20 protein-coding genes are annotated in these 22,357 nt (G+C 71.8%); 13 read left to right on the top strand and 7 right to left on the bottom strand.

The window, feature by feature from the left end:
* Window positions 1-123 precede the first annotated feature (123 nt).
* A complete protein-coding gene (locus AB0B50_RS15695) occupies window positions 124-1,746 on the top strand; it encodes a hypothetical protein (protein WP_362330880.1) in 1,623 nt (540 codons plus the stop codon).
* Here AB0B50_RS15695 and AB0B50_RS15690 read toward each other — a convergent pair.
* Window positions 1,697-3,748, bottom strand: coding sequence for a bifunctional glycosyltransferase 87/phosphatase PAP2 family protein (locus tag AB0B50_RS15690; RefSeq protein WP_362330877.1), 2,052 nt, complete (start codon window positions 3,746-3,748; stop codon window positions 1,697-1,699). The genes AB0B50_RS15695 and AB0B50_RS15690 overlap by 50 nt on opposite strands.
* A gap of 499 nt (window positions 3,749-4,247) precedes the next feature.
* Here AB0B50_RS15690 and proP point away from each other — a divergent pair, with 499 nt between their 5' ends.
* Entirely contained in the window at window positions 4,248-5,636 is a 1,389-nt protein-coding gene (gene proP, locus AB0B50_RS15685) for a glycine betaine/L-proline transporter ProP (RefSeq protein ID WP_362331624.1), read from the top strand.
* A 161-nt stretch (window positions 5,637-5,797) separates the two neighbouring features.
* Here the strand turns inward: proP and AB0B50_RS15680 are convergent, their stop codons facing one another.
* A complete protein-coding gene (locus AB0B50_RS15680; RefSeq protein ID WP_362330875.1) occupies window positions 5,798-6,919 on the bottom strand; it encodes a serpin family protein in 1,122 nt (373 codons plus the stop codon).
* Between the two features lie 139 nt (window positions 6,920-7,058).
* Here AB0B50_RS15680 and AB0B50_RS15675 point away from each other — a divergent pair, with 139 nt between their 5' ends.
* Window positions 7,059-7,742: an O-methyltransferase gene (locus tag AB0B50_RS15675; protein ID WP_362330872.1), complete on the top strand. Its 684-nt coding sequence runs from the start codon at window positions 7,059-7,061 to the stop codon at window positions 7,740-7,742.
* Between the two features lie 103 nt (window positions 7,743-7,845).
* Here AB0B50_RS15675 and AB0B50_RS15670 read toward each other — a convergent pair whose 3' ends face one another.
* Complete coding sequence (locus AB0B50_RS15670) at window positions 7,846-8,238, bottom strand: FHA domain-containing protein (protein WP_362330869.1); 393 nt, start codon at window positions 8,236-8,238, stop codon at window positions 7,846-7,848.
* Window positions 8,239-8,351: 113 nt separating this feature from the next.
* On the opposite strand from AB0B50_RS15670, the gene AB0B50_RS15665 reads away from it, so the two are divergent.
* The 5 genes from AB0B50_RS15665 to AB0B50_RS15645 all read left to right on the top strand — a co-directional run bounded on the left by AB0B50_RS15665 (window position 8,352) and on the right by AB0B50_RS15645 (window position 10,929).
* Window positions 8,352-8,756, top strand: coding sequence for a DUF1992 domain-containing protein (locus tag AB0B50_RS15665; RefSeq protein WP_362330866.1), 405 nt, complete (start codon window positions 8,352-8,354; stop codon window positions 8,754-8,756).
* Between the two features lie 199 nt (window positions 8,757-8,955).
* Window positions 8,956-9,618: a hypothetical protein gene (locus AB0B50_RS15660; protein ID WP_362330864.1), complete on the top strand. Its 663-nt coding sequence runs from the start codon at window positions 8,956-8,958 to the stop codon at window positions 9,616-9,618.
* Window positions 9,611-9,994 carry a hypothetical protein gene (locus AB0B50_RS15655; RefSeq protein WP_362330861.1) on the top strand — a complete coding sequence of 128 codons (384 nt, stop codon included), beginning with the start codon at window positions 9,611-9,613 and terminating at the stop codon, window positions 9,992-9,994. Before AB0B50_RS15660 ends, AB0B50_RS15655 begins: the two co-directional genes overlap by 8 nt.
* A gap of 26 nt (window positions 9,995-10,020) precedes the next feature.
* The gene (locus AB0B50_RS15650) at window positions 10,021-10,347 is read left to right on the top strand and encodes an antibiotic biosynthesis monooxygenase (protein WP_362330858.1); all 327 of its coding nucleotides are present in this window, start codon (window positions 10,021-10,023) and stop codon (window positions 10,345-10,347) included.
* 42 nt (window positions 10,348-10,389) lie between these two features.
* On the top strand, window positions 10,390-10,929 hold the full coding sequence (locus AB0B50_RS15645) for a GNAT family N-acetyltransferase (RefSeq protein WP_362330856.1): 540 nt from the start codon (window positions 10,390-10,392) through the stop codon (window positions 10,927-10,929).
* Here AB0B50_RS15645 and AB0B50_RS15640 read toward each other — a convergent pair.
* Both AB0B50_RS15640 and AB0B50_RS15635 read right to left on the bottom strand, forming a co-directional pair.
* Window positions 10,909-12,972 (bottom strand): MFS transporter, encoded by a 2,064-nt coding sequence (locus AB0B50_RS15640; RefSeq protein WP_362330853.1) that lies wholly within the window; start codon window positions 12,970-12,972, stop codon window positions 10,909-10,911. The two genes, AB0B50_RS15645 and AB0B50_RS15640, sit on opposite strands and share 21 nt — an antisense overlap.
* 1,255 nt (window positions 12,973-14,227) lie before the next feature.
* Complete coding sequence (locus AB0B50_RS15635; protein ID WP_362331695.1) at window positions 14,228-14,590, bottom strand: hypothetical protein; 363 nt, start codon at window positions 14,588-14,590, stop codon at window positions 14,228-14,230.
* Between AB0B50_RS15635 and AB0B50_RS15630 the strand changes: the two genes are divergently transcribed.
* Entirely contained in the window at window positions 14,574-14,789 is a 216-nt protein-coding gene (locus AB0B50_RS15630) for a peptidoglycan-binding domain-containing protein (protein ID WP_362331621.1), read from the top strand. The two genes, AB0B50_RS15635 and AB0B50_RS15630, sit on opposite strands and share 17 nt — an antisense overlap.
* A gap of 62 nt (window positions 14,790-14,851) precedes the next feature.
* On the opposite strand, the gene AB0B50_RS15625 is transcribed toward AB0B50_RS15630, so the two are convergent.
* A complete protein-coding gene (locus AB0B50_RS15625) occupies window positions 14,852-15,526 on the bottom strand; it encodes an HAD family hydrolase (RefSeq protein ID WP_362330851.1) in 675 nt (224 codons plus the stop codon).
* A 165-nt stretch (window positions 15,527-15,691) separates the two neighbouring features.
* Window positions 15,692-16,273: a TMEM165/GDT1 family protein gene (locus tag AB0B50_RS15620; RefSeq protein ID WP_362330848.1), complete on the bottom strand. Its 582-nt coding sequence runs from the start codon at window positions 16,271-16,273 to the stop codon at window positions 15,692-15,694.
* 510 nt (window positions 16,274-16,783) lie between these two features.
* On the opposite strand from AB0B50_RS15620, the gene AB0B50_RS15615 reads away from it, so the two are divergent.
* The 4 genes from AB0B50_RS15615 to AB0B50_RS15600 all read left to right on the top strand — a co-directional run bounded on the left by AB0B50_RS15615 (window position 16,784) and on the right by AB0B50_RS15600 (window position 22,315).
* Complete coding sequence (locus tag AB0B50_RS15615; RefSeq protein WP_362330845.1) at window positions 16,784-17,437, top strand: HNH endonuclease family protein; 654 nt, start codon at window positions 16,784-16,786, stop codon at window positions 17,435-17,437.
* 174 nt (window positions 17,438-17,611) lie between these two features.
* Window positions 17,612-19,273 (top strand): alkaline phosphatase D family protein, encoded by a 1,662-nt coding sequence (locus tag AB0B50_RS15610; protein ID WP_362330842.1) that lies wholly within the window; start codon window positions 17,612-17,614, stop codon window positions 19,271-19,273.
* A gap of 351 nt (window positions 19,274-19,624) precedes the next feature.
* Complete coding sequence (locus AB0B50_RS15605) at window positions 19,625-21,811, top strand: FAD/NAD(P)-binding protein (RefSeq protein WP_362330839.1); 2,187 nt, start codon at window positions 19,625-19,627, stop codon at window positions 21,809-21,811.
* A 51-nt stretch (window positions 21,812-21,862) separates the two neighbouring features.
* Window positions 21,863-22,315, top strand: a complete 453-nt coding sequence (locus AB0B50_RS15600; RefSeq protein ID WP_362330836.1) for a DoxX family protein — start codon at window positions 21,863-21,865, stop codon at window positions 22,313-22,315.
* Window positions 22,316-22,357: the final 42 nt, after the last annotated feature.

Here is a 22,357-nt window from a genome sequence, read left to right as displayed (position 1 = left end):
GGCAGGGGCCCTCTCCCTCACGCCCCGCCCCTGCCTCCCCCGGAGGAACCAACGTTTCCGTTGCACGACGCGTCTTGAGAAGTGAACCTTGCCTTTCCAAGACTTCGAACGGAAACGGTGGCCGTGGCTTCTGCCGACATCTCGCTCACTCCGACCAGTGCGCCCGGCTCGCGGAACACCTCCTTCCGGGACTTCCGCAGGCGCCACCGCGTGCCGCTCCTCGCGACGCTGCCCACCCTTCCCCTGTACGCGGTGTGGGCGGCGTTCCTCGCGACGGGCGGCGGAGACCTCGCGGCGCAGGAGGCCTGGGCGAGGTTCGCGTCCGAGCACGGCACGGCCGCGTACAACCTCTTCTGGTACGGCGGCATGCACACCGCCAACTACAGCCTGATCTCGCCCTATCTGATGGCCGCGCTCGGCGTGAGGACCGTGACGGTCCTGTCCGGCGTCGCGGGTGCCTGGCTGGTCGCCGCCCTGATCGAGCGCACCGGCGTCCGAAGACCGCTGTGGCCCGCGGTGCTCGCCTCGCTCGCCGTGTGGTGCAACGTCGCCTCCGGCCGTACGACGTTCGCGCTCGGCCTCGCCTTCGGGCTCGCCGCCTGTCTGGCCCTGGTGGGGCGGCGGCGCCCGGTCGTCGCCGTGGTGTGCGCGGCACTCGCCACCATGGGGTCCCCGGTGGCGGGCCTCTTCCTCGTGGTGGCGGGCGCGGGCTATTTCCTCGTACGCGACTGGGGGCGTTCGGCGGCGCTGATCGTGCCGCCTTTTCTGGTCGTGGCGGCGACCACCGTGCTGTTCCCGTTCACCGGCGAGCACTTGATGCCCTTCGACCGGATCTTCCCGCCGGTCCTGTTCAGCCTGGCGCTGATCGTGGCGGGGCCGCGCGAGTGGCGGGTGGCGCGGTGGGGGGCGGCCGTGTACGCGGTCGGGACCGTGCTCACGTACCTCATCCCGTCCCCGATCGGCACGAACGTCGAGCGGCTCGCGGAGCTGGTCGGCCCCGCCATGCTGCTCGCCGCGCTGCTCGCCCCCGGTCTGGACCGTCTGCGCCGGGTCGTCCTCGCGGTGGCGGTCGTGCTGTCGTCGGCCTGGGTGACCCAGAAGACGTACGACGACCTCGTGGTCTCGACGAAGGTGCCGAAGTGGGCGGTCGACACCCACGGTGTGGTCCGCGAGCTGGAGCGTCTCGGCGCCGACCGCACCCGCGTCGAGGTGGTCCCGGCCCGCAACCACCGCGAGGCCACCGCGCTGGCCCCGTACGTGAACATGGCACGCGGCTGGAACCGGCAGCTCGACATCGAGCGCGGCCGGCTCTTCTACGACGGCTCGTTCTCGGCGCGCACCTACCGCGCCTGGCTGGACAAGTGGGCCGTCGGCTATGTGGTGCTGCCCTCGGGGAAGCCCGACGGGTTCGCCGAGGACGAGGCCGCCCTGGTGGCGAGCGGCCCCCAGTGGCTGGAGCCGGTGTGGAAGGACGCGCACTGGCGGATCTACGAGGTGAAGGACCCGGTGCCGCTGGTGTCGAAGCCCGCGTCCGTGGTCCGCTCCACCGGCTCCGACGTGGTGGTCCGCGTCCCCGAGCCCGGCTCGGTCACGGTCCGCCTGGTGTACTCGCCGTGGCTGCGGGCCGAGGGCGCGTGCCTGGAGCGGCACGGCGAGTTCACGCGTCTTTCGGTACCCTCGCCGGGCACCTACAAGATCAGCTCGGGGTACGGTCCTTCGCCGAAGCCTCCTGCGACGTGCCGGTGACGGGGGCCTTCCGCAGCGGTTCGCGCACCCGGGGGCCCGACAGGAGGTAGGTCAGGCCGAAGCCCGCGCCCACCACGGCCGCGCCGCCCACCGCGTCGAGCACCCAGTGGTTGCCGGTCCCGACGATCGCGCAGACCGTGAAGAACGGGTGCAGCAGGCCGAGCGCCTTCATCCACCACTTCGGCGCGAGGACCGCGATGACGAGCCCGCACCACAGGGACCAGCCGAAGTGCAGCGAGGGCATCGCCGCGTACTGGTTGGTGAGGTCGGTCAGCGTGCCGTAGTTGGGCTTGGTGAAGTCCTGCACGCCGTGCACCGTGTCGACGAAGCCGAGGTCCGGCATCAGGCGCGGCGGGGCGAGCGGATAGGCCCAGAAGCCGACGAGGGCGAGGACCGTCGCGAAGCCGAGCGCGGAGCGCGCCCAGCGGTACTCGGCGGGTCTGCGCACGTACAGGACGGCGAGGACGGTCAGCGGCACCACGAAGTGGAACGACGTGTAATAGAAGTTGAAGAAGTCCTCGAGCCAACCGGTGCGCGCCGTGAGCTGGTTGAACCAGTGCTCGACGTCGATGCGCAGGACCTGCTCGATCCCGTGGATCTGCTCGCCGTGGCGCTCGGCGTCGGCCCGGCCGCCGGAGATCGTGCCGCCGGTCGCGGCAAGCCTGACCTGCTGGTACGCGGAGTAGCCGACGCGGATGAGGAGCAGTTCGAGCAGGAGGTTCGGGCGGGTCAGGACACGTCGCCAGAACGGGACGAGCGGCACCCGCTTCCAGCGGGCGGGGACCGGAGCGGCGTAATCCGTGGGGATCGGGCTGCGGTACTGCGGGTGAGTCCGGGACAGGAACGGCACGACGACCGCCGCGGCGAGCGCCGCGATCAGCACGATGTTGTCGCGGATCGGCTCGGTCACCGGCATGTTCGGCAGCATCATCGTGGCGGGCAGCGTCGAGACGAGGACCACGGCCACCGGCCACATGTACCGGTCGGACTGCTTCTTGCCGACCCGGCCGACCACGGCGAAGAGCACCCACAGGAGCTGGTGCTGCCAGGTCGTGGGCGACACCGCGACCGCGACGCAGCCGGTGATCGCGACGGCGAGCAGCAGCTGCCCGTCCTCGGCGTAGCGCACGGCGCGGCGCAGGCCGAGGACGACGACGGCCGCGCTCAGGACCACGAACAGCCCTCTTTCCAGCGGCCCTTCGAGACCGAGGCGCAGCAGCATGCCGTGCAGCGACTGGTTGGCGTTGGCGTCGGGGTTCGCACCGAGGCCCGCTCCCGCGAGGTGATGGATCCAGTACGTCGACGAATCGCTCGGCATCGCGGCCCAGGTGAGCGCGGTGCAGGCGGCGAAGGCGGCGCCGGTGGACGCGGCGGCCCTTCTGCGTCCGGTGAGCCAGAGCAGCCCGGCGAAGAGCAGCATGGTCGGCTGGAGGGCCGCGCCGATGCCGATCAGGACGCCACTGGCCCGCTCACCGCGGACCGCGAAGAGCCCGAGCAGGACGAGCAGGACCGGAATGATGCTGGTCTGGCCGAGGTAGAGGGTGTTGCGCACCGGCAGCGACAGGATGAGCAGGCTGACCGCGACGGGCGCGGCGAACAGCGAGGTGCGCCGGGAGACCGGCTGGGGCAGGGCGCGCGCCGCGACCAGGGCGAGCACGACGACGAGGCCGAGCGTGCCGAACGTCCAGGCCCAGCCGAGCGCCTGTTCGCCCGAGCGGGCCAGGGGTTTGAGGACGAGTCCCGCGAAGGGCGTGCCGGTGAACTTGTCCGCGTCGTACAGGGAGCCCTTCACATGGAGGACGCCGTCCGGGCCGATCCAGGTCTCCAGGTCGGTGAGGCGCTCGCCCTCCGGCGTGCGCAGGACGACGGCCACCTGCCGGATCGCCAGGACGGCCGCGATCAGCCAGAGAGTGACACGGATGACCCCGGTCCGCGCCTCGGGACCGCCGGCCTGCCCCGCCCCCAGGGCTCCGCCGGGTCCCCTGTGCTCAACGTTCGCCACGCCTCGTCGACCCTCCCGCCTCGTCCGTCCGTCAGCGGCTCTGTCATTGAGCGGGCCTTCGTGCCACCCGGTCGAGACGGGTCCATGTGCGGCCCGTCGAGTCCGCGCCCCCACCTGTGAGACGCACGCAACCACCGCTTCACCTGGCGGCCACACCGCTTTCCATCGGCTTTTTCATGCCGTGTCCCCCTGCCGTGGCCCTGCCGCACCCCTTGTGCGGGCACGGCGCGCGGTTCCCGGCCGACGCAGCGAAATAGATCACAAAGGCGGCTCGTCACGACGAGCCGAACAAATGCCGTTTGACCTGGACAGAAGCCGTTTTCGCAAGTTGCGCATCCGTTCGAACACCCACCGTAACGGTGCCCTATGCACCTATGGTCGCTTTCGGGCCGCCCCGGTATCCGGGTGCGGCCCTGCCGTTGTCGTCGACCGAAAGCGGGCGAGCGAACCCTTGCCGAGCGCCACACCCGTCGCACCGAGGAAGCCCTCCGAGGAGCACCTGTCCGCCCCCGGGTCCGGGAGCGGATCGCCCCAGGAGGTCACCGTCACCGACCCCGCGCTGGTCAAGCGCGCGGTGAAGGCCGCGGCCCTCGGCAACGCGATGGAGTGGTTCGACTTCGGCGTCTACAGCTACATCGCGGTGACGCTGGGCAAGGTCTTCTTCCCCTCGGGCAACCCCACGGCCCAGCTGCTCTCCACCTTCGGCGCCTTCGCCGCGGCCTTCCTGATCCGCCCCCTCGGCGGCATGGTCTTCGGCCCGCTCGGCGACCGCGTCGGTCGCCAGAAGGTGCTCGCGCTGACCATGATCATGATGGCGGCGGGCACGTTCGCGATCGGCCTGATCCCGTCCTACGCCACCATCGGCGTCTGGGCGCCGGTCCTGCTCCTCGCGGCCCGTCTGGTGCAGGGCTTCTCGACGGGCGGCGAGTACGCGGGCGCCTCCACGTTCATCGCGGAGTACGCCCCCGACAAGAAGCGCGGGTTCCTCGGCAGCTGGCTGGAGTTCGGCACGCTGGCGGGCTACATCGGCGGCGCGGGCCTTGTCACGCTGATGACGGCGCTGCTCTCCACCGACGACCTGCTCTCCTGGGGCTGGCGCATCCCGTTCCTGATCGCGGGACCGATGGGCCTGATCGGCCTGTACCTGCGCATGAAGCTCGAAGAGACCCCGGCGTTCGCCGCCGAGCTGGAGAAGGCGCACAAGGACGAGCAGTCCCGTCCGAAGGTGCGCCTGCGCGACATGGTCGCGGGCCAGTGGAAGGCCCTGCTCCTGTGCATGGGCCTGGTCCTGGTCTTCAACGTCACGGACTACATGCTGCTGTCGTACATGCCGAGCTACCTGACCAGCGAGTTGAAGTACGACGAGACGCACGGCCTCCTCGTCATCCTGGCCGTCATGGCCCTGATGATGTGCGCCCAGCCGTTCGTGGGCGCGCTCACGGACCGCGTGGGCCGCCGCCCGGTGATCGCCACGGGCTGCGCGGGCTTCTTCCTGCTCTCCGTCCCCGCGCTCCTCCTGATCCGCGAGGGCTCGCTCTGGGCGATCGCCCTCGGCCTCGGCGCGCTGGGCCTGCTCCTGGTCTGCTTCACGGCATCGATGCCGTCGACCCTGCCGGCCCTGTTCCCGACGAAGGTCCGCTACGGCTCCCTGTCCATCGGCTTCAACATCTCGGTCTCGGTCTTCGGCGGCACGACACCGCTGGTGGTGACGGCGCTGATCGGCGCGACGGGGGACAAGATGATGCCCGCGTACTACATGATGGCGGCGGCTGTGGTGGGCGGCATCGCGGTCTGGTTCCTGACGGAGTCGGCCGGCAGGCCACTGCCGGGTTCGCCCGCGTCGGTGGAAACCGAAGCAGAGGCAAGGGCCCTGCGCCAGACCCCCTGATATTCAGCCCCTCCGGACACTGCAACCATCCAGCCCTTCCGGCGTTTGAGGAGCGGGGCCTGGGGCGGAGCCCCAGGAGGCCGAGCCGGCCCCGGGGGCCTGGGAGCAGAGCCCTCAGTTCCGGGAAGGGGCGGGCTTGGGGAAGCCCCCCCCCCGAAGGCCTACGGCGAACAAGGCACCCCCGCCTGCCACCCCACAAACAACGGCACCTCCCCACCCCCATCAAGCACCACCACCCCGAACGGCCGCTCAAAGGCAACCCGCTCAACCCGCCGAGGCCGGTACGCCCCACCCGGCTGCATCGGCACAGCCGTCACCGCCGCCGCCTCAACCCCCTCCTCCGCGACCTTCACCACCGCCTCCTGAACAATCTGCGATATCGCCAACCGCTCCGGCGACATCCCCGAGAAGTCGGCCGCGTCACTCATCGCCCACCGCACCCCCAGCCCCCTCAACTGCTCCGTCGCATCGACCCGCGTACGCAGCGAAAACCGAGGCAGGGCCACGACCACCTCCTCGGCATCGAGGGCCACGCACCGCTCCCCCGCCGCCCACCCCAGCGGCAGCACGGCACCGGACCCCTCCCCCGGCTCCCCCAGCACGAACCGGACCCGCACCGAAGACCCCCCGCCCCGCGCGGCACACCGCATCTCCACGACCCGCGCCCCACCCACGGCCCACGCGTCCCCGACCGCAACGGCCCGATGCATCGTCGGCACCCGATGGACGGCCCCCGCGGCATCGGTGAAGTCGGCGTCGCGCGTACCGGCCCCCTCGAAAGGGCGCTCCCAACGCGCCTTCAGCACAAGCGCGTTGACCAGCAGAAGCACCGTGTCCGGAGTGACGACCACCGGAAGCCGCTCGATCATCCCGTCCGTGGCCTCCCGCACCCAGGCATCGGCGGCCTCCGGATCCATCGCCCCGAAGCCGATGTCCGGCAAGGCCTCGCGATACTCCCGATGGACCGGCACCCGGCTCCACACGCGCGTGGCGACGCCCAGCGCGTCCGCGCCCGCCAGCGCCCGCGCCCCGCCCGTCACCGCACGCGCCGCGTCGGCCCCGGCGACCCCGAGCAACTCCGCCAGCTCCGAGGCGGTCCACCCCCGCGCACCCACCGCCACCGCGGCCAGCGCGAGCCACATGCCGGCGGGCGAGCACACGAAGTCCCCCGCGCCGTCGGCGCCTTCGGCCGAGCGCTCCATCTCGGGCAGCCACCGCTCGGCGAACCCCTGAACGACCGCAGCGGGCAAGGCCTGCCCCAACTGCTCGGCCCCGTACGCCATTCCGCGCCCCTCCCGACACCCCGCCGATCTTCGTCCCCCAGTATGCGAGTCCCCACTGACAATCCCCCGCACCACGGCTAAACTGCCCAAGACTCCTTAGTCAAACTAAGTAGGCAGTCGAAAGGAATGCGCATCCCTCATGACCACGCATCAGCAGCAGTGGAACTCCGTCGACGACTACTTCACCGGCCTCCTCGCCCCGCCGGACGAGCCCCTGACCGCCGCCCTGCGCGACAGCGACGCGGCCGGCCTGCCGCATATCAACGTCGCCCCGAACCAGGGCAAGTTGCTCCATCTCCTCGCCCAGATCCAGGGCGCCCGCAGGATCCTGGAGATCGGCACCCTCGGCGGCTACAGCACCATCTGGCTCGCCCGCGCCCTGCCCGCCGACGGCAGCCTCGTCACCCTCGAGTACAAGCCCGAGCACGCCGACGTGGCCCGCGGCAACCTCGCCCGCGCCGGGCTCGACCGGATCGCCGAGGTCCGCGTCGGCCCCGCCCTCGACTCGCTCACCGTGCTCGGCGCCGAGCACGCCGCGCACCCCGACCCCTTCGACTTCGTCTTCATCGACGCCGACAAGGCCAACAACGCCCACTACCTGGAGTGGGCGGTCGAGCTCACGCGCCCCGGCAGCCTGATCGTCCTCGACAACGTCGTACGGAGCGGCGCCGTCACCGACCCCACGAACACCGACCCGAACGTGCGCGGCACCCGCGCCGCGCTCGAACTCATGGCGAAGCACCCCAAGTTGAGCGGCACGGCGGTACAGACGGTGGGCATCAAGGGGTACGACGGCTTCGCACTGGCCCGGGTACTCGCCTGAAAGCCCTGCGGACTCACCCAGAAGAATCCGCGCACTCGCCTGAAAGGTCCGTGCACCCGCCCAGAAAGGTCCGCGCACTCGCCCGCGGAAGCCGCGGGACGGCTCAACCCTCGTGGTAGTAGCCCACGTTCACGCTCCGCGGCCCCGACCGGTCCTGGATGACGACCTCGCCCGAGCCGCCGCGGGGAAGCGGCGCCACCCCTCCGTAGGCGAGGGGTCGCGCCGCGCCCTCGGACACCACACGGACCTCGGAGGCCGGGTCGGGGTTCGAACCGCGCAGCCACGCGACGGACCAGGACCCGTCGGGCCCGCAGCGGAACTCAAGATGCGTACGAGACACGAACAGCCAGTCGTCGGGCGTCACCAGACGGCACACACCCCGGTCACGCCCCACCCGCAGTACGGCGCCCGGCTCGCTCGGCGCGTCGGCCATGAGCATGCCGGCGGTCGCGCCCGCGTCCTCCCCGGACAGCGAGGCCATGGTCAGCTCAAGCACGTGCGTACGCTCCTTCAACTCACGGCGGCGCGAGCGCGGTTGCTGTGGCGCGCGCTGCCGCATCCTAAGTGCCCCCACGGGCGGACGCACGACCCCCCTGGGACAATGGGGGCATGACTGAGCGCAAGCCACCTGGAGTCAACTTCGAGTCCTGGATCGACAAGCAGATCCGTGAGGCGGAACAACGGGGCGAATTCACCTCCCTGCCAGGCAGCGGCAAGCCCCTCCCCGATGGCCCCGACCCCACGGCCGACGAGAACTGGTGGATCAAGCAGAAGATGGCCCGCGAGGGCCTCTCCTACCTGTCCCCCACCCTCGCCCTGCGCAAGGAGGCCGAGGACACGCTGGCCGCGGCGGCCGCCGCCCCGTCCGAACGCGTGGCGCGCACGCTCGTGACGGAGCTCAACGAAAAGATCCGCGAGGCGCTGCGCACGCCGCCTCCCGGACCCCCGCTCGGCCTGACCCCCTACGACGTCGACGAGGTGGCCCGCGACTGGCGGGAGCGCCACCCGGCCTGAACCCGGCTCGGCCCGAACCCCGCACGTCCGTCCCTCGGCCCCTCCGGCCGCCCGCCGGAAGGGCCGTTCGGCGGGCGGCTCGGCAGGCGGTTCGGCAGGCCGTTTGGCGGGCCGATTCCGGGCAACTCGCCCCGGGGACGGGCGCGGGACCCCAGCGGTCGCCGCGCCCAGGACCGTCCCCGAGCCGAGAAGGCACCCCATGTCCACAGTCATGATCATCGCTCTGATCGTGGTCGTCGCCGTCCTCGTCGTCGCCGCAGCGGCCGTGCTGAACCGCAAGCGGCTGCGGGCCGGCGGCGGGCGCGGCCTCAAGCGCCGCTTCGGGCCCGAGTACGACCGTGCGGTCGCCCGCCACGACGGCGACACCAAGGCGGCCGAACGCGACCTCGGGGAGCGTGTGAAGCGGCACGGCTCCCTGCGTACGCGGCCGTTGGACCCCGCCGCGCGCGAGCAGTTCACGGTCCGCTGGACCGTCGCCCAGGAGCGCTTCGTCGACTCCCCACGCGAGGCGGTGACCGAGGCGGACCGGCTCATCGCCGAACTCGCCGGTGCCCGCGGCTTCCCCGACGCGGGTCACTACGAGGACCAGCTCGACGCGCTCTCCGTGCACCACTCCCACCACGTCCACGGCTACCGCAGGGTGCACCGCGCGGCGCTCGACACGACGGGCGGCGAGGACAGCCGTGCGGGCACGGACCACGGGGGCACCGAGGAGATGCGCGCGGCCATGATCGAGGCACGGGCGCTGTTCGACGCCCTGATGGCGGAGCAGCACACGGACCGCGCCCCGGCCGACCACGGCAGGCACACCCCGCGCAAGAGCTCGACCGGCATCACCCACAAGGGAGTTCAGCATGGCTGAGCGGACGACGACCCCAGCGCACACGACCGCCCTCTTCCCGGCCACGGAACGCGACAAGCTGACGCTGCGCCTCCAGAACGCGGTGAACGGCTTCGTCGACGGCCCGCGCGACGCCGTGGAGGACGCGGACCGCATCCTGGAGGAGACGATCACCGGTCTCACCCGAACCCTCACCGAACGCCGCCGCACACTGCGCACGTCCTGGGAGTCCCTGCCGTCCGAGGGCAGGCCCGAGGGCACGTCCGAGGGCATCCCCGGCAGCGGAGCCCCGACCCCTGAGGGCACCCCGGCGAAGACCCCCACCGCCGACACGGAACAGCTCCGCCTGGCCCTGCGCGACTACCGCGAGACGGCCGAACACCTGCTGCGCATGTGACCCGTGCCGTGCGGCAGGATGGCGGCATGAGCATCGTGAAGATCAACGCCCTGACGGTCCCCGAGGAACAGCGAGAGGTCCTGGAGAAGCGCTTCGCGTCCCGCGCGGGCACGGTGGAGAACTCCGACGGCTTCGAGTGGTTCGAACTGCTGCGCCCCATCGAGGGCACCGACCAGTACCTCGTCTACACCCGCTGGCGCGACGAGGCCTCCTTCCAGGCGTGGATGGAGGGCCCCATGAAGGCCGCGCACCAGGGTGGCGGCGAGGGCGGCGGTGAGCGGCCAAGGCCCGCCGCCTCCGGGTCCACGGTCTGGTCGTTCGAGGTCGTCCAACAGGCCGCCCCGAAGAGCTAATTCACTTGCGGGGCGGCGTCCGCGCGACCCCAGAATGAGCGCATGACCGACGCCGCCCCCATCACCCCCACCGGCTCCTGGACCATCGCCCCGGAGGCGTATGACTCCCCCGCGGCCGCCGCGCTCTGGCGCACGTACTACACCGAGGTCAGCGACCGCTGGTATCTGCTCCACGACGGGCGTCCCACGGACCCCGCCGAGCTGGAGCGCGGGATCGCGGAGGAGACCGGGGCCGATCTCGCGCCGCCGGACGGCGTGCTCCTGGTCGCGCGGTTCGAAGGAGAGCCGGTCGGCACGGCAGGTGTCCGGCTCCGCGACGCGAACACCGCCGAGCTCAAGCGTGTCTTCGTACGCAAGGGCATGCGCGGCAGGGGCGGCGCGCCCCGTCTGATCGCGGCGGCCGAGGACGCGGCCCGTGCGCTCGGTGCCGAGCTGATCGTCCTGGACACCCGCACCGACCTGGTGGAGTCCCGCACGCTGTACACGCGGTGCGGGTTCGAGGAGACCGAGCCGTACAACGACGACCCGTACTCCCAGCACTGGTTCGCCAAGAAGCTCGCCTCAGGTGGTGGCGCGGGCTGACGCCGACCCGTCCTGCGGCCGCTCCGACTCCGAACCGCACAGCTCGGCGCTGAGCTCCTCGACCAGCTGGGCCAGGTCGGTCGGCCGGTCGGGGCCCCACCAGTCGCCGAGCAGCTCGGACAGGGACTCCTCGCGGGCCGCGGCCAGCTTGCCCGCGACCTCGCGGCCCTGCTCGGTCAGGATCATCTCCAGTCCCTGCCGTTCGGCGAGGTGGCGCTCCTCGACCTGGCGGGCGGCCGCCGTGATGACGGTCAGTGGCACGGTGGTGCGCTCGGCAAGGACCGCGGGCTCCACGGAGCCGTGCCGTGCGATGCGCAGGAGCAGCCAACTGGCCGCGGGCAGCAGGTCGTAGCCCGCCCGCGCCGTGATCTTCTCGTAGATCGCGCGCCGCCCCTCGCGCGTGCCGAGCACCGAAAGGGCCCGCGCGCACTCGTCGTACGAGGAACGCTCCACGGGGTTGCTGGCCAGCGTCTGGGTGGGGTCCGGCGCCGTGACCGAGCCGCGCAGCTTGTCCTCCTTCAGGAACCAGGCGAGGACGAAGGCGAGCAGGGCGACCGGCGCCGCGTAGAGGAAGACGTCCGTGATCGACGAGGCGTACGCGTGCAGGGCGCTGGGACGCAGGTCGGCGGGGAGGCGCGCGATGCCGCGCGGGTCCGCCTCCAGGGTGCCGACGCTCAGGCCCGGCGGCAGCTGCTGTCCGGCGAGGGCGTCGGTGAGCTTGTCGCCGAGCCGGTTGGTGAAGATCGTGCCGAAGATCGCGACGCCGAAGGAGGCGCCGATCGAGCGGAAGAAGGTCGCGCCGGACGTGGCGACGCCCAGGTCCTCGTAGCTGACGGCGTTCTGCACGATGAGCACGAGCACCTGCATGACGAGGCCGAGGCCCAGACCGAAGACGAAGAAGTACGCGCTCATCTCGCCGGTGGGGCTGTTCTCGTTGAGCTGGTGGAGCAGGAGCAGGCCGAGCGTGGTGACGGCCGTGCCCGCGACGGGGAACACCTTCCAGCGGCCCGTGCGGCTGACGATCTGCCCGGACGCGGTGGTGGACAGGAGCATGCCGGCCACCATCGGCAGCATGTGCACGCCCGACATGGTCGGTGTGACTCCCTGCACGACCTGCAGGAACGTCGGCAGATAGGTCATCGCCCCGAACATCGCGAAGCCCACGATGAAGCTGATGACGGCGGAGAGCGTGAAGGTGCGGATCCGGAACAGCTTCAGCGGAAGCACGGGCTCCGCGGCCTTCTTCTCCACGGACACGAAGGCCACCGCGAGGACCACGCCGAGCACCGCGAGCCCGATGATCTGCGGCGAGCCCCAGGCCCAGGTGGTGCCGCCGAGCGAGGCGACGAGCACCAGGCAGGTGGCGACGGACGCGATGAGGAAGGTGCCGAGGTAGTCGATGGTGTGCACGGCGCCGCGCACCGGGATGTGCAGCGTGGTGGCGATGACGAGGAGCGCGATCACGCCGATGGGCAGGTTGACGTAGAAGACCCAGCGCCAGCTGAGGTGTTCGGTGAAGAGCCCGCCGAGCAGCGGCCCGAGGACGCTGGTCGCGCCGAAGACGGCACCGAACAGGCCCTGGTACTTGCCGCGTTCGCGCGGCGAGACGAGGTCGCCCACGATCGCCATGGAGAGGACCATGAGCCCGCCGCCGCCCAGGCCCTGGAGCGCCCTGAACCCGATGAGCTGCGGCATGTTCTGCGCCATGCCGCACAGCGCGGAGCCGACCAGGAAGATCACGATCGCGGTCTGGAACAGCTTCTTGCGGCCGTACTGGTCGCCGAGCTTGCCCCACAGCGGGGTCGCGGCCGTCGAGGCCAGCATGTACGCGGTGACGACCCAGGACAGGTGCTCCATGCCGCCGAGCTCGCTGACGATCGTCGGCAGTGCGGTGGAGACGATCGTCTGGTCGAGGGCCGCGAGCAGCATGCCGAGGAGCAGCGCGCCGATGGAGACCAGTACGCCGCCGGGCGGATGCCCGTTGCCGCCCTGGCCGGGCACCGGCTCGGGCCCCGCGGGGCGGGCGCTGACGTCCTGCGTCATGGACACCTCCTGGGGGTCCGGGGGTCCGGGGGTCCGGGAGTCCCGGAGTCCGGGAGTCCGGGGGTCCGGGACTCCGGGAGTCCCCTGAGAGCCTCCTCTCCATCCTGATCCGAGTCACCGGTTATGGCCTGTTGGAGCGAGGCGAGGGTCTGCATAATCGCTGGGGTTCCCTGGGGCGAACGCACCGCATGGTGCGCGAGCCACGGGAGGGGAGGGGCACGGCGATGGCCGGACGGAACCAGCGAGACGGACGGGAGCGGGAGGGGCCTGGGGGCCTGGAGGGGGCTGAAGGCCCGGAGGGAGCTGAAGGCCCGGAAAGACTGGAGGGTCAGAAGAGGCCAAGGGCCCAGGAGAGGCCGGGGGCCCAGGAAAGGCCGGAGACCCAGAAGCCCCCGGAGTCCCAGAAGAGGCCAGGGATCCGGGAAAGGCCGGAGACCCAGAAGCCCCCGGAGTCCCAGAAAAGGCCAGAGTCCCAGAAGAGGCCAGGGATCCAGGAAAGGCCGGAGACCCAGGAAAGGCCGGAGACCAAGAAGAGGCCGGAGCCCCAGGAAAGGCCAGGGCCCAAGCAGAGGCCGGAGTCCCAGATGAGGGCGGGAGGCCAGAAGAGGCCGGAAGGCCAGGAAAAGCCGGACAGCCTGCGATGCCCCGAGTGCCGGAGGGCTCGCGAGCCCGGGAGCGCCGCGGCGTGCGGCTGTGCCCGGCGGGCGTCGGACGCGGCGCGGCGCACGCGGTCCGCGGACGCGGCGGCCGCGGAGGACTTCAACCCCCTGCGCATACGCCCTTATGTGTCCTTGCCGGACCCCGACCCGACCGCCCCAGGCCCAACCGGACCCGCTGGCCCAACCAGACCCGCCGCCCCGACCGGACCCGCTGGCCCAACAAGACCCGCCGCCCCAACCAGACCCGCTGGCCCGACCAGACCCGCCGCCCCAACCGGACCTACTGACCCAACCGGCCCCCCTGGCCCAACCGGACCCACCGCGCACACCGCGCCCCTGCCGGACGCTCTGCCACCTGCTCAGCCATCCGTTCCGCCCGTGCAGCCTCCCGCTCTGCCGACCGTGCAGCCGTCCCAGTGGTCCGCTCAGCCGTCCCAGTCGTCCGCTCAGTCGCCCACTCAGTCATCCGGTCAGCCGTCCACTCAGCCTCCCGAAGCCCACGAGAGCCTGCCTCCCCAGTCGTACGAAGGGCAGTCGCCCGAGTCGTACGAGACCCCGCCCCCGGAGGCGGCCGGAAGAGCGGTCCGTGGACGCCGCTACCTGCTGCTCGCCGGGGCGGTGGGCACGGTGGCCGCCGTGGCCGCGGCCGCCGTCCTGGTGACGGGCCTGTTCTCCTCGGCGACGGACGGGCCGACCAGGGACCGCGCACTGCCGGACGCCCCGATGTCGGCACCCGCGGACCCGACGAAGCCGGCACCGCCCTCGCGGAAGGATTCCCCGTCGCCCACGCGCAGCTCCTCGGCGACTCCGAGCGCGACGCCGCCGCCCTCGCCCACGCGCTCGGCACCGCCTCCGCCGTCGTCACCGGCGCCGCCGACGGCACGCGCGACGGGCTCGGTCGGTACGTCGTCGTCATCGCCCGGCAGAGCGGAGGCCGCGACGCTGCGGGAGGGCGACAAGGGGCCCCGGGTCACGGAGCTGCAGGGCCGTCTGAGCCAGCTCTACCTGTACGTGGGGGAACGGGACGGCACGTACTCCCCCCAAGTCACCTCCGCGGTGACCCGCTACCAGTGGGCACGGGGCCTGCATGAGGACCCGCCGGGCGAGTACGGCAGGGAAACGCGCCGCAGCCTCGAATCGGAGACGACGGAGCCGTAGGACGTAGGACGACGGAGCCGTAGGCGCAGCGTCCGGCGGGCCGCCTCCCGCTCAGCCGAACGTCAGCCGAACGTCAGCCGGATCCCCTGGTCCCCGGCATCGGCGACCTCGACGCCGGTCAGGTCCTCGACGTGCACCGTGGGCCCGAACTGCGCGGCCCGGGGGCCGACGCCCACGACCCGCATGCCGGCGGCCCGCCCGGCGAGGATGCCCGCCTCGGAGTCCTCGAAGACCACGCAGTCGGCGGGGTCGAAGCCGAGCTCCGCCGCGCCCTTGAGGAAGCCCTCGGGGTCCGGCTTGCTCGCGCCCACGCTCTCCGCGGTCACCCGCACCTCCGGCAGGGCGAGCCCGGCCGCGGCCATCCGTCCGGTGGACAGCGGCACGTCGGCGGAGGTCACGAGCGCGTGCGGCAGGCGCAGACCGGACAGCGCGGCCATGAACGCGGGCGCGCCGGGCACCGGTACGACACCCTCCATGTCGGAGGTCTCGGCGGCGAGCATCTCGCGGTTCTCCGCGTGGTTCTCCTCCATGGACCGCTCCGGCAGCAGCACCGCCATGGACGCGTACCCCTGCCGTCCGTGGACGACCTTGATGACCTCGTCGAAGTCGAGTCCGTGCCGCTCGGCCCAGCGCCGCCAGCAACGCTCGACGACGGCGTCGGAGTTCACGAGGGTGCCGTCCATGTCGAGCAGAACGGCGCGGGCGGTCAGAACAGGGGAGGCGGTCGTGGCCGTCATCGGCATGCTCCAGAGCGCAGAGGAAGATCAAGGCAGCCCCGCCCGCCGGTCAGGGAGTACGGGCGGAGCCACTTTGTTCCTGCACGGTACAAAACGTGGGCGCCAAACGCCAACGCCGCAGGTCACACCGTATAAGCGAGCCCAAATGGGACGACTCGCCACCCCTCACGCAGAGATCGCCTCGTACAGGCTCCACACCCCGAGCCCCAGCATCAGCAGCGCCGCGATCTTCGTGATGAGCGCCAGCGGCACCCGCTTCATCAGCGCCTTTCCGCCGACGATGCCGAGCCCCGCGACCGCCCAGAGCGCGAGCACGGCGCCGAGGCCGACGGAGAGCGGATCGTCGTAGCGGGCCGCCATGTTCGCCGTCATGATCTGCGTCAGGTCACCGAACTCGGCGACCAGGATGAGCATGAAGCCCGCCCCCGAGACCTTCCAGAAGCTCTGGTCCTCGGGCTGCTTGACCTCTTCCTCGTCGTCGCCGCCCTTGAGCAGCAGCATCGCCGCGCCGCCGAGGAAGAGAACACCCGTGAGCGCGTGCACCAGCTGTTGCGGGAGCAGGGTCAGGACACTGCCCGCCGCGACGGCGAGGACCACATGGACTGCGAAGGCGGCCGCGACGCCCGCGAAGACGTACGAGGCGCGGTAGCGCGTGCCGAGGACGAGCCCGGCGAGGGCCGTCTTGTCCGGCAGCTCGGCAAGGAAGACGACGCCGAAGACGAGCGCCGTCACGCTGAAGCTGATCAAGGGTTCCTCAATCGGTCGGGGCCGCCCCACCGAGAGTGTTCCACCGCTTCGCGTACGACACCTCGGCACGGCAGCGCACACGGACGTACACGGATATGCGTACGTCACGGCGCACGCGGATGCGTACGCCGGCACTGCTTGCCGAAGGTCTCGCCGGCCGACCCTCGCGGGCCTGCCTCCGGGCGCCGGCTCAGACGAGCTGAGCAGTATGTCGACGGTCCGGCGAAGAGCTACTCCCCTTCTGCGCCGTCCATAGTACGGGACCTTCCACCACCCCCGGCCAGGGCCTTTCGCCCCGCCGCCGCGTGACCCGGATCACGCGGAGGGCGTGACGTGGATCACATAGAAGCAACTTCCGCTCCGTGCAATGCATATGACACCGCGCCAGAACCCTTGAAGTACCCACCTGTTTGACGCGACCCTGTCACCGGATGCACATCCGCAGGTAACCCCACCACGCAACCATGACCGCCCCACCGGTCAACTTCCCCCCACACCAAGGGAGTTCGCATGTCCGCTGTCTACGCGCGTCGACGCACCCGTCACGCCAGTGCCGCCGCTGCCGTCGTCCTGGCCTGTACCGCGACCCTCCTCACCTCCTCCCCCGCCCAGGCCGCTCCCCCGGCCCCGGTCAGCGCCGCCACGGCCCGCACCTACCTCGGCGAGCTCACCGTCAAGGCCGAGGGCTCCTCCGACGGCTACAGCCGCGACAAGTTCCCGCACTGGAGCACGCAGTCCGGCGCCTGCAACACCCGCGAGGTCGTCCTCGAGCGCGACGGCACCAACGTCCAGCAGGACTCCAGCTGCGCCGCCGTCTCCGGCACCTGGAAGTCCCCCTACGACGGCGGCACCTGGACCGCCGCGTCCGACGTCGACATCGACCACGTCGTCCCGCTCTCCGAGGCCTGGAAGTCCGGCGCGAGCAGCTGGACCACCGCCCAGCGCCAGGGCTTCGCCAACGACCTGACCCGGCCGCAGCTGATCGCCGTCACCGACAACGTCAACCAGGCCAAGGGCGACAAGGACCCGGCCGAATGGCTGCCGCCCACCACCTCGTACCACTGCTACTACGCGCGGATGTGGGTGGACGTGAAGCACCACTACAAGCTCAACGTGAACTCCGAGGAGAAGAGCGCCCTTTCCTCGATCCTGAACGGCTGCTGAGATCCTGAAAGGCTGCCGACATCCTGAACGGCTGCCGAGATCCTGCGCGGCTGCCGAGGTCCTGAACTGCCGCTGACCTCCGGAGATCTCCGAAGGCAGGGGTAATTCGCGGAACCGGCCCGCCCACCTCCGTCGTTCCGTACCGTACGGGGCGACGGAGGAGGGTGATCACCTGTGGCACGGCTGCGCCTTGGTCCACTGCTGAGGTACGTCGACGGTTCCACGGCGACCGTCTGGGTCGAGGCCGACCGGCCCTGCACCGCGGAGGTGCGGTGCGCGGACGGCGCGCACGGCTCGGCGCGCACCTTCCAGGTCGCCGGTCACCACTACGCGCTGATACCGGTGACCGGTCTGACCCCGGGCACGGAGACGGCGTACGAGGTCCGGCTCGGCGAGGGCGACACGGCCGCCGCGGTCTGGCCGCTGCCCGACTCCCCCTTCCCCGCGAGCACCATCCGCACGCCCTCGGGGGATTCGGACGCCGAGCTGCGCGTCACCTTCGGCTCCTGCCGCTGGGCCGCGCCGCCGTCCGACGAGGACGATCCGGTGGGGCCCGACGCCCTGGACACGCTGGCCGCCCGCATCGCGGCGAACCCGGACGCGGAGCGCCCCGACGTCCTGCTCCTGCTCGGCGACCAGGTGTACGCGGACCAGACCTCCAAGGCCACCCAGCGCTGGCTCGCCGCCCGCCGCGACCTCGCCGATCCCCCGGGCGTCCAGGTCGCGGACTACGAGGAGTACACCCACCTCTACTACGAGTCCTGGCTCGACCCGGAGATCCGCTGGCTGCTGTCCACCGTGCCCAGCTGCATGATCTTCGACGACCACGACATCATCGACGACTGGAACACCAGCGCGGCCTGGCTCGCCGAGATGCGGGCCACGTCCTGGTGGCGCGAGCGGATCCTGAGCGGCCTGATGTCGTACTGGGTCCACCAGCACCTGGGCAATCTGCGGCCCGAGGAGCTCGCGGACGACGAGCTCTACGCCGCCGTGCGCGCGAGTCCGGACGGCACGGACGCGCTGCGCGCCTTCGCCGCCGCGGCCGACGCGGACGCGGCCTCCGCCCGCTGGAGTTATCGGCGGGACTTCGGACGCGTACGCCTGTTGATGGTCGACACCCGCGCGGCCCGCGTCCTGGAGGAGGACAAGCGCGCCATGCTCGACGCCGACGAGGCCCGCTGGCTGCGCGAGCAGGCCCTGGAGGGCACGGACACGGGCGCGTACGACCACCTCCTCATCGGCACCTCCCTGCCCTGGCTCCTGCCCCACCTCATCCATGACGCCGAGGGGTGGAACGCCGCGCTGTGCCGCGGCGAGCGCGGTGCCCGCTGGGCCCGCTTCGGCGAGAACCTGCGCAGGCGCTCGGACCTGGAGCACTGGGCGGCCTTCCCCACCTCCTTCGAGGCGCTCACCGCGCTGATCACTGAGGCGGGTTCGGGCAGGGGGGCGCCCGCGACGGTGTGCGTGCTCTCCGGAGACGTCCACCACGCGTACGTCGCCGAGCCGAGCTGGCCCTCGGGGGACGGGCCCGACGCCCGTGTCCTGCAGCTGACCTGCTCCCCCGTCCACAACTCCATCCCCGGCTCGATAAAGCTCGGCTTCCGCTTCGGCTGGAGCCGTACGGGGCGCGCGCTCGGCCGGCGCTTCGCGCGGCACGGCGGGGTGACGCAGGCGGGCATCGACTGGCGCAGGACGGGCGGACCGTGGTTCGGCAACCAGCTCATGACGCTGACGCTGCGCGGCCGTTCGGCCCGGCTCCGGCTCGACCAGGCGAGGGCGGTGCGGGGTGGCGGGGTCCGCCTGGAGACGGCGGAGGAGACGCGACTCTCGTAGGAGGCCGAGCACAGGGGGTCAAACGTAGGAGGCCGAGCGCAGGAGACCGAGCGCAGGGGGTCGAACGCAGGGGGTCGAACGCAGGGGGCCGAGCGCAGGGGGTCGAACGCAGGAGACCGAGCGCAGGAGGCCGAGCGCAGGAGGCCGAGCGCAGAGGGTCGAACGTAGGGGATTGGTAAGGGGTTTGTGGAGGGGTTTCCCCGACTTCCCCCTGACCCGCACGTCCCTCGCGTGACACACCCCACAGCCGGAACTGGATCCTCCGTCAAGGGTTCGGCATCGGGGGCCCCGGCGGCATGATGAGGCGGACCATCCGCTTCCAGCGTCACGTCAGCCCCGGGAGTCACGCTCTTGCCTGCATCTCCACCCGCGCCGCGCGAAATCGCTCCGGAGGCGGCCGCCCTCGCTCTGGTCGGCGCGGGCCCCCGCGGCACCAGCGTGCTGGAACGGCTCTGCGCGTCGGCGCCCGAACTCCTCGCGCCCGGGGTACGCCTCACGGTCCACGTCGTCGACCCCGCGCCGCCGGGCGCGGGCCGCGTCTGGCGCACGGAGCAGCCCGGCGAGCTCCTGATGAACACCGTCGCCTCGCAGGTCACCCTCTTCACGGACGCGAGCGTCGACTGCTCGGGCCCGATCCGCCCGGGGCCGAGCCTGTACGAATGGGCGGCCGCCGGGCACGTGCCGGGGCTCGGGCCCGACGACTACCCGACCCGCGCCTGCTACGGCCGCTATCTGGAGTGGGTCTTCGCCGAGACGGTGCGCGGCGCTCCCGACGCGATCCGCGTCCAGGTCCACGCGGCGCGCGCGGTGAGCCTCGACGAGACGGCGGACGGTCTGCAGGCCCTCGTCCTGGACAACGGCCTGGAGCTGTCCGGGCTTTCGGCGGTCGTGCTCGCGCAAGGACACCTGCCGGCGGCCGGCGGCCAGGAGCAGGAGCGGCTGACCGAGCACGCGGCGCGGCACGGCCTGCGCCACTTCCCGCCCGCCAACCCCGCGGACCTGGACCTCTCGGTGATCACCCCCGGCGAGCCCGTACTCCTGCGCGGCCTCGGCCTCAACTTCTTCGACCACATGGCGCTGCTGACCGCGGGCCGCGGCGGCCGCTACCTGCGCACGCCCGGCGGCGGCCTGCGCTACGAACCCTCCGGCCACGAGCCGCGGCTGTACGCGGGCTCGCGACGCGGCGTCCCGTACCAGGCGCGGGGCGACAACGCGAAGGGCGCATACGGTCGGCACGCTCCCGCCGTCCTCACCGGCGACGTCATAGCCCGCTTCCGCAAGCGCGCGGACAGCGGCGACGCCCCCGACTTCCTCGACGAGATATGGCCGCTGGTCGCCAAGGAAGTGGAGACGGTCTATTACGCGACACTCCTCGCACACCGCGAAGCCGCCGGGGATGCCCGGGACGCCGAGGACGCCGAGGACGCCGAGGACGCCGGGGACGCCGAGGACGACCGGGGCGCTGGGTACACCAGGAACAGCCGGAGCACCCGAGACCCCGGAGACACCCGAAGGACCCGAGACCCCGGAGACTTCCAAGACGCCGGAGACACCCGGAGCACCCGCGCCCCCGGGGACGACCGGGACGCCGGAGACTCCCCCGGCCTCCAGGAGCCCCCGCGCCTCCGCGGCTTCCGGGAGCGCTTTCTCGCCACCGGTCACCGCAGCCCCCAAGAGGCCCTGGTCCTGGCCGAGTTCGGGGTCGCGGAGGCCGACCGCTGGTCCTGGGACCGGCTCTCGCGGCCGCACCCCGACCACGGCTTCGCCTCGCCCGACGAGCACCGCGCCTGGCTCCTGGAACGGCTGCGCGAGGACGCCGCGCAGGCCACGCTCGGCAATGTCGCGGGCCCGCTGAAGGCCGCCCTCGACGTGCTGCGCGACCTGCGCAACGAGCTCCGCAGAATCGTCGACCACGGCGGCCTGACCGGCGCCTCGCGCCGCGACCACCTCGACCGCTGGTACACGCCGCTCAACGCCTTCCTGTCGATCGGCCCGCCGCGCCGCCGCATCGAGGAGATGACGGCGCTGATCGAGGCGGGCGTCCTGGAGGTGCTCGGCCCGCGCCTCGCCGTGCGCCCCGGCGACGGCTCCTTCCTCGCCCACTCCCCCGACGTGCCGGGCTCCGATGTGCGCGTCACCACACTGATCGAGGCCCGGCTCCCCGAGCCCGACCTGCGCCGCACCACCGACCCCCTGCTCGGACGGCTCCTGCGCAGCGGCCGGTGCCGGCCGCACGCGGTCGGCGGCCACGAAACCGGAGGCCTGGACGTCACGCCGCGCCCCTACCACCTGATCGACCGTCAAGGTCGTTTCCACACACGGAGGTTCGCGTTCGGCGTGCCCACGGAAGGGGTCCACTGGGTGACCGCCGCGGGCGCCAGGCCGGGGGTCGACTCGGTCACCCTGTCGGACGCGGACGCGGTGGCGCGGGCCGCGCTGCGCACGGCCGACGGGACCACAGCTCCCCAGGCCAGACGGGAAACGGAACCTCCGACTGACCAAATGTTGAACTTGCAAGCACTAATTAGGTTCCCCTAATCTTGGGCCTCCGCTCGGTTAACGTCCCCAAAACCGAAGGAGTCCCTCACCATGACTGGACGTCTCAACAGCGCCCAGCCCTACGCCCTCGGGCTGTTCCGCATAGTCGTCGGCCTGCTCTTCGCCTGCCACGGCGCCTCCTCGCTCTTCGGCGTCCTCGGCGGCGCGGACGGCAACGGCGGCACCGTCGACGCCGGCACCTGGCCCGGCTGGTACGCGGCCGTCATCCAGCTCGTCGGCGGCAGCCTGGTGCTGCTCGGCCTCGGCACCCGCGCCGCGGCGTTCATCTCGTCCGGCTCGATGGCGTACGCCTACTTCAAGGTCCACCAGCCGGAGGCCCTGTGGCCGATGGAGAACGCCGGCGAGGCCTCGGCGATGTTCTGCTGGGCGATGCTGCTGCTCGTCTTCACCGGGTCCGGCGCGTTCGGCCTGGACCGGTTCTTCGCCGCGCGCGGCGAGAGCGAGGCCGACAAGGCCTCCGAGCGCGCCCCGCTCGCGGCCTGACGCACGGAACGGCGCCCCCTTCCTCGTACGTACGAGGAAGGG

It is taken from the genome of Streptomyces sp. NPDC041068, assembly GCF_040647455.1.
Classification (GTDB): domain Bacteria; phylum Actinomycetota; class Actinomycetes; order Streptomycetales; family Streptomycetaceae; genus Streptomyces.
The sequence above is the reverse complement of the archived record's forward strand: the minus strand, read 5'-3'. Positions and strand labels throughout refer to the sequence as shown.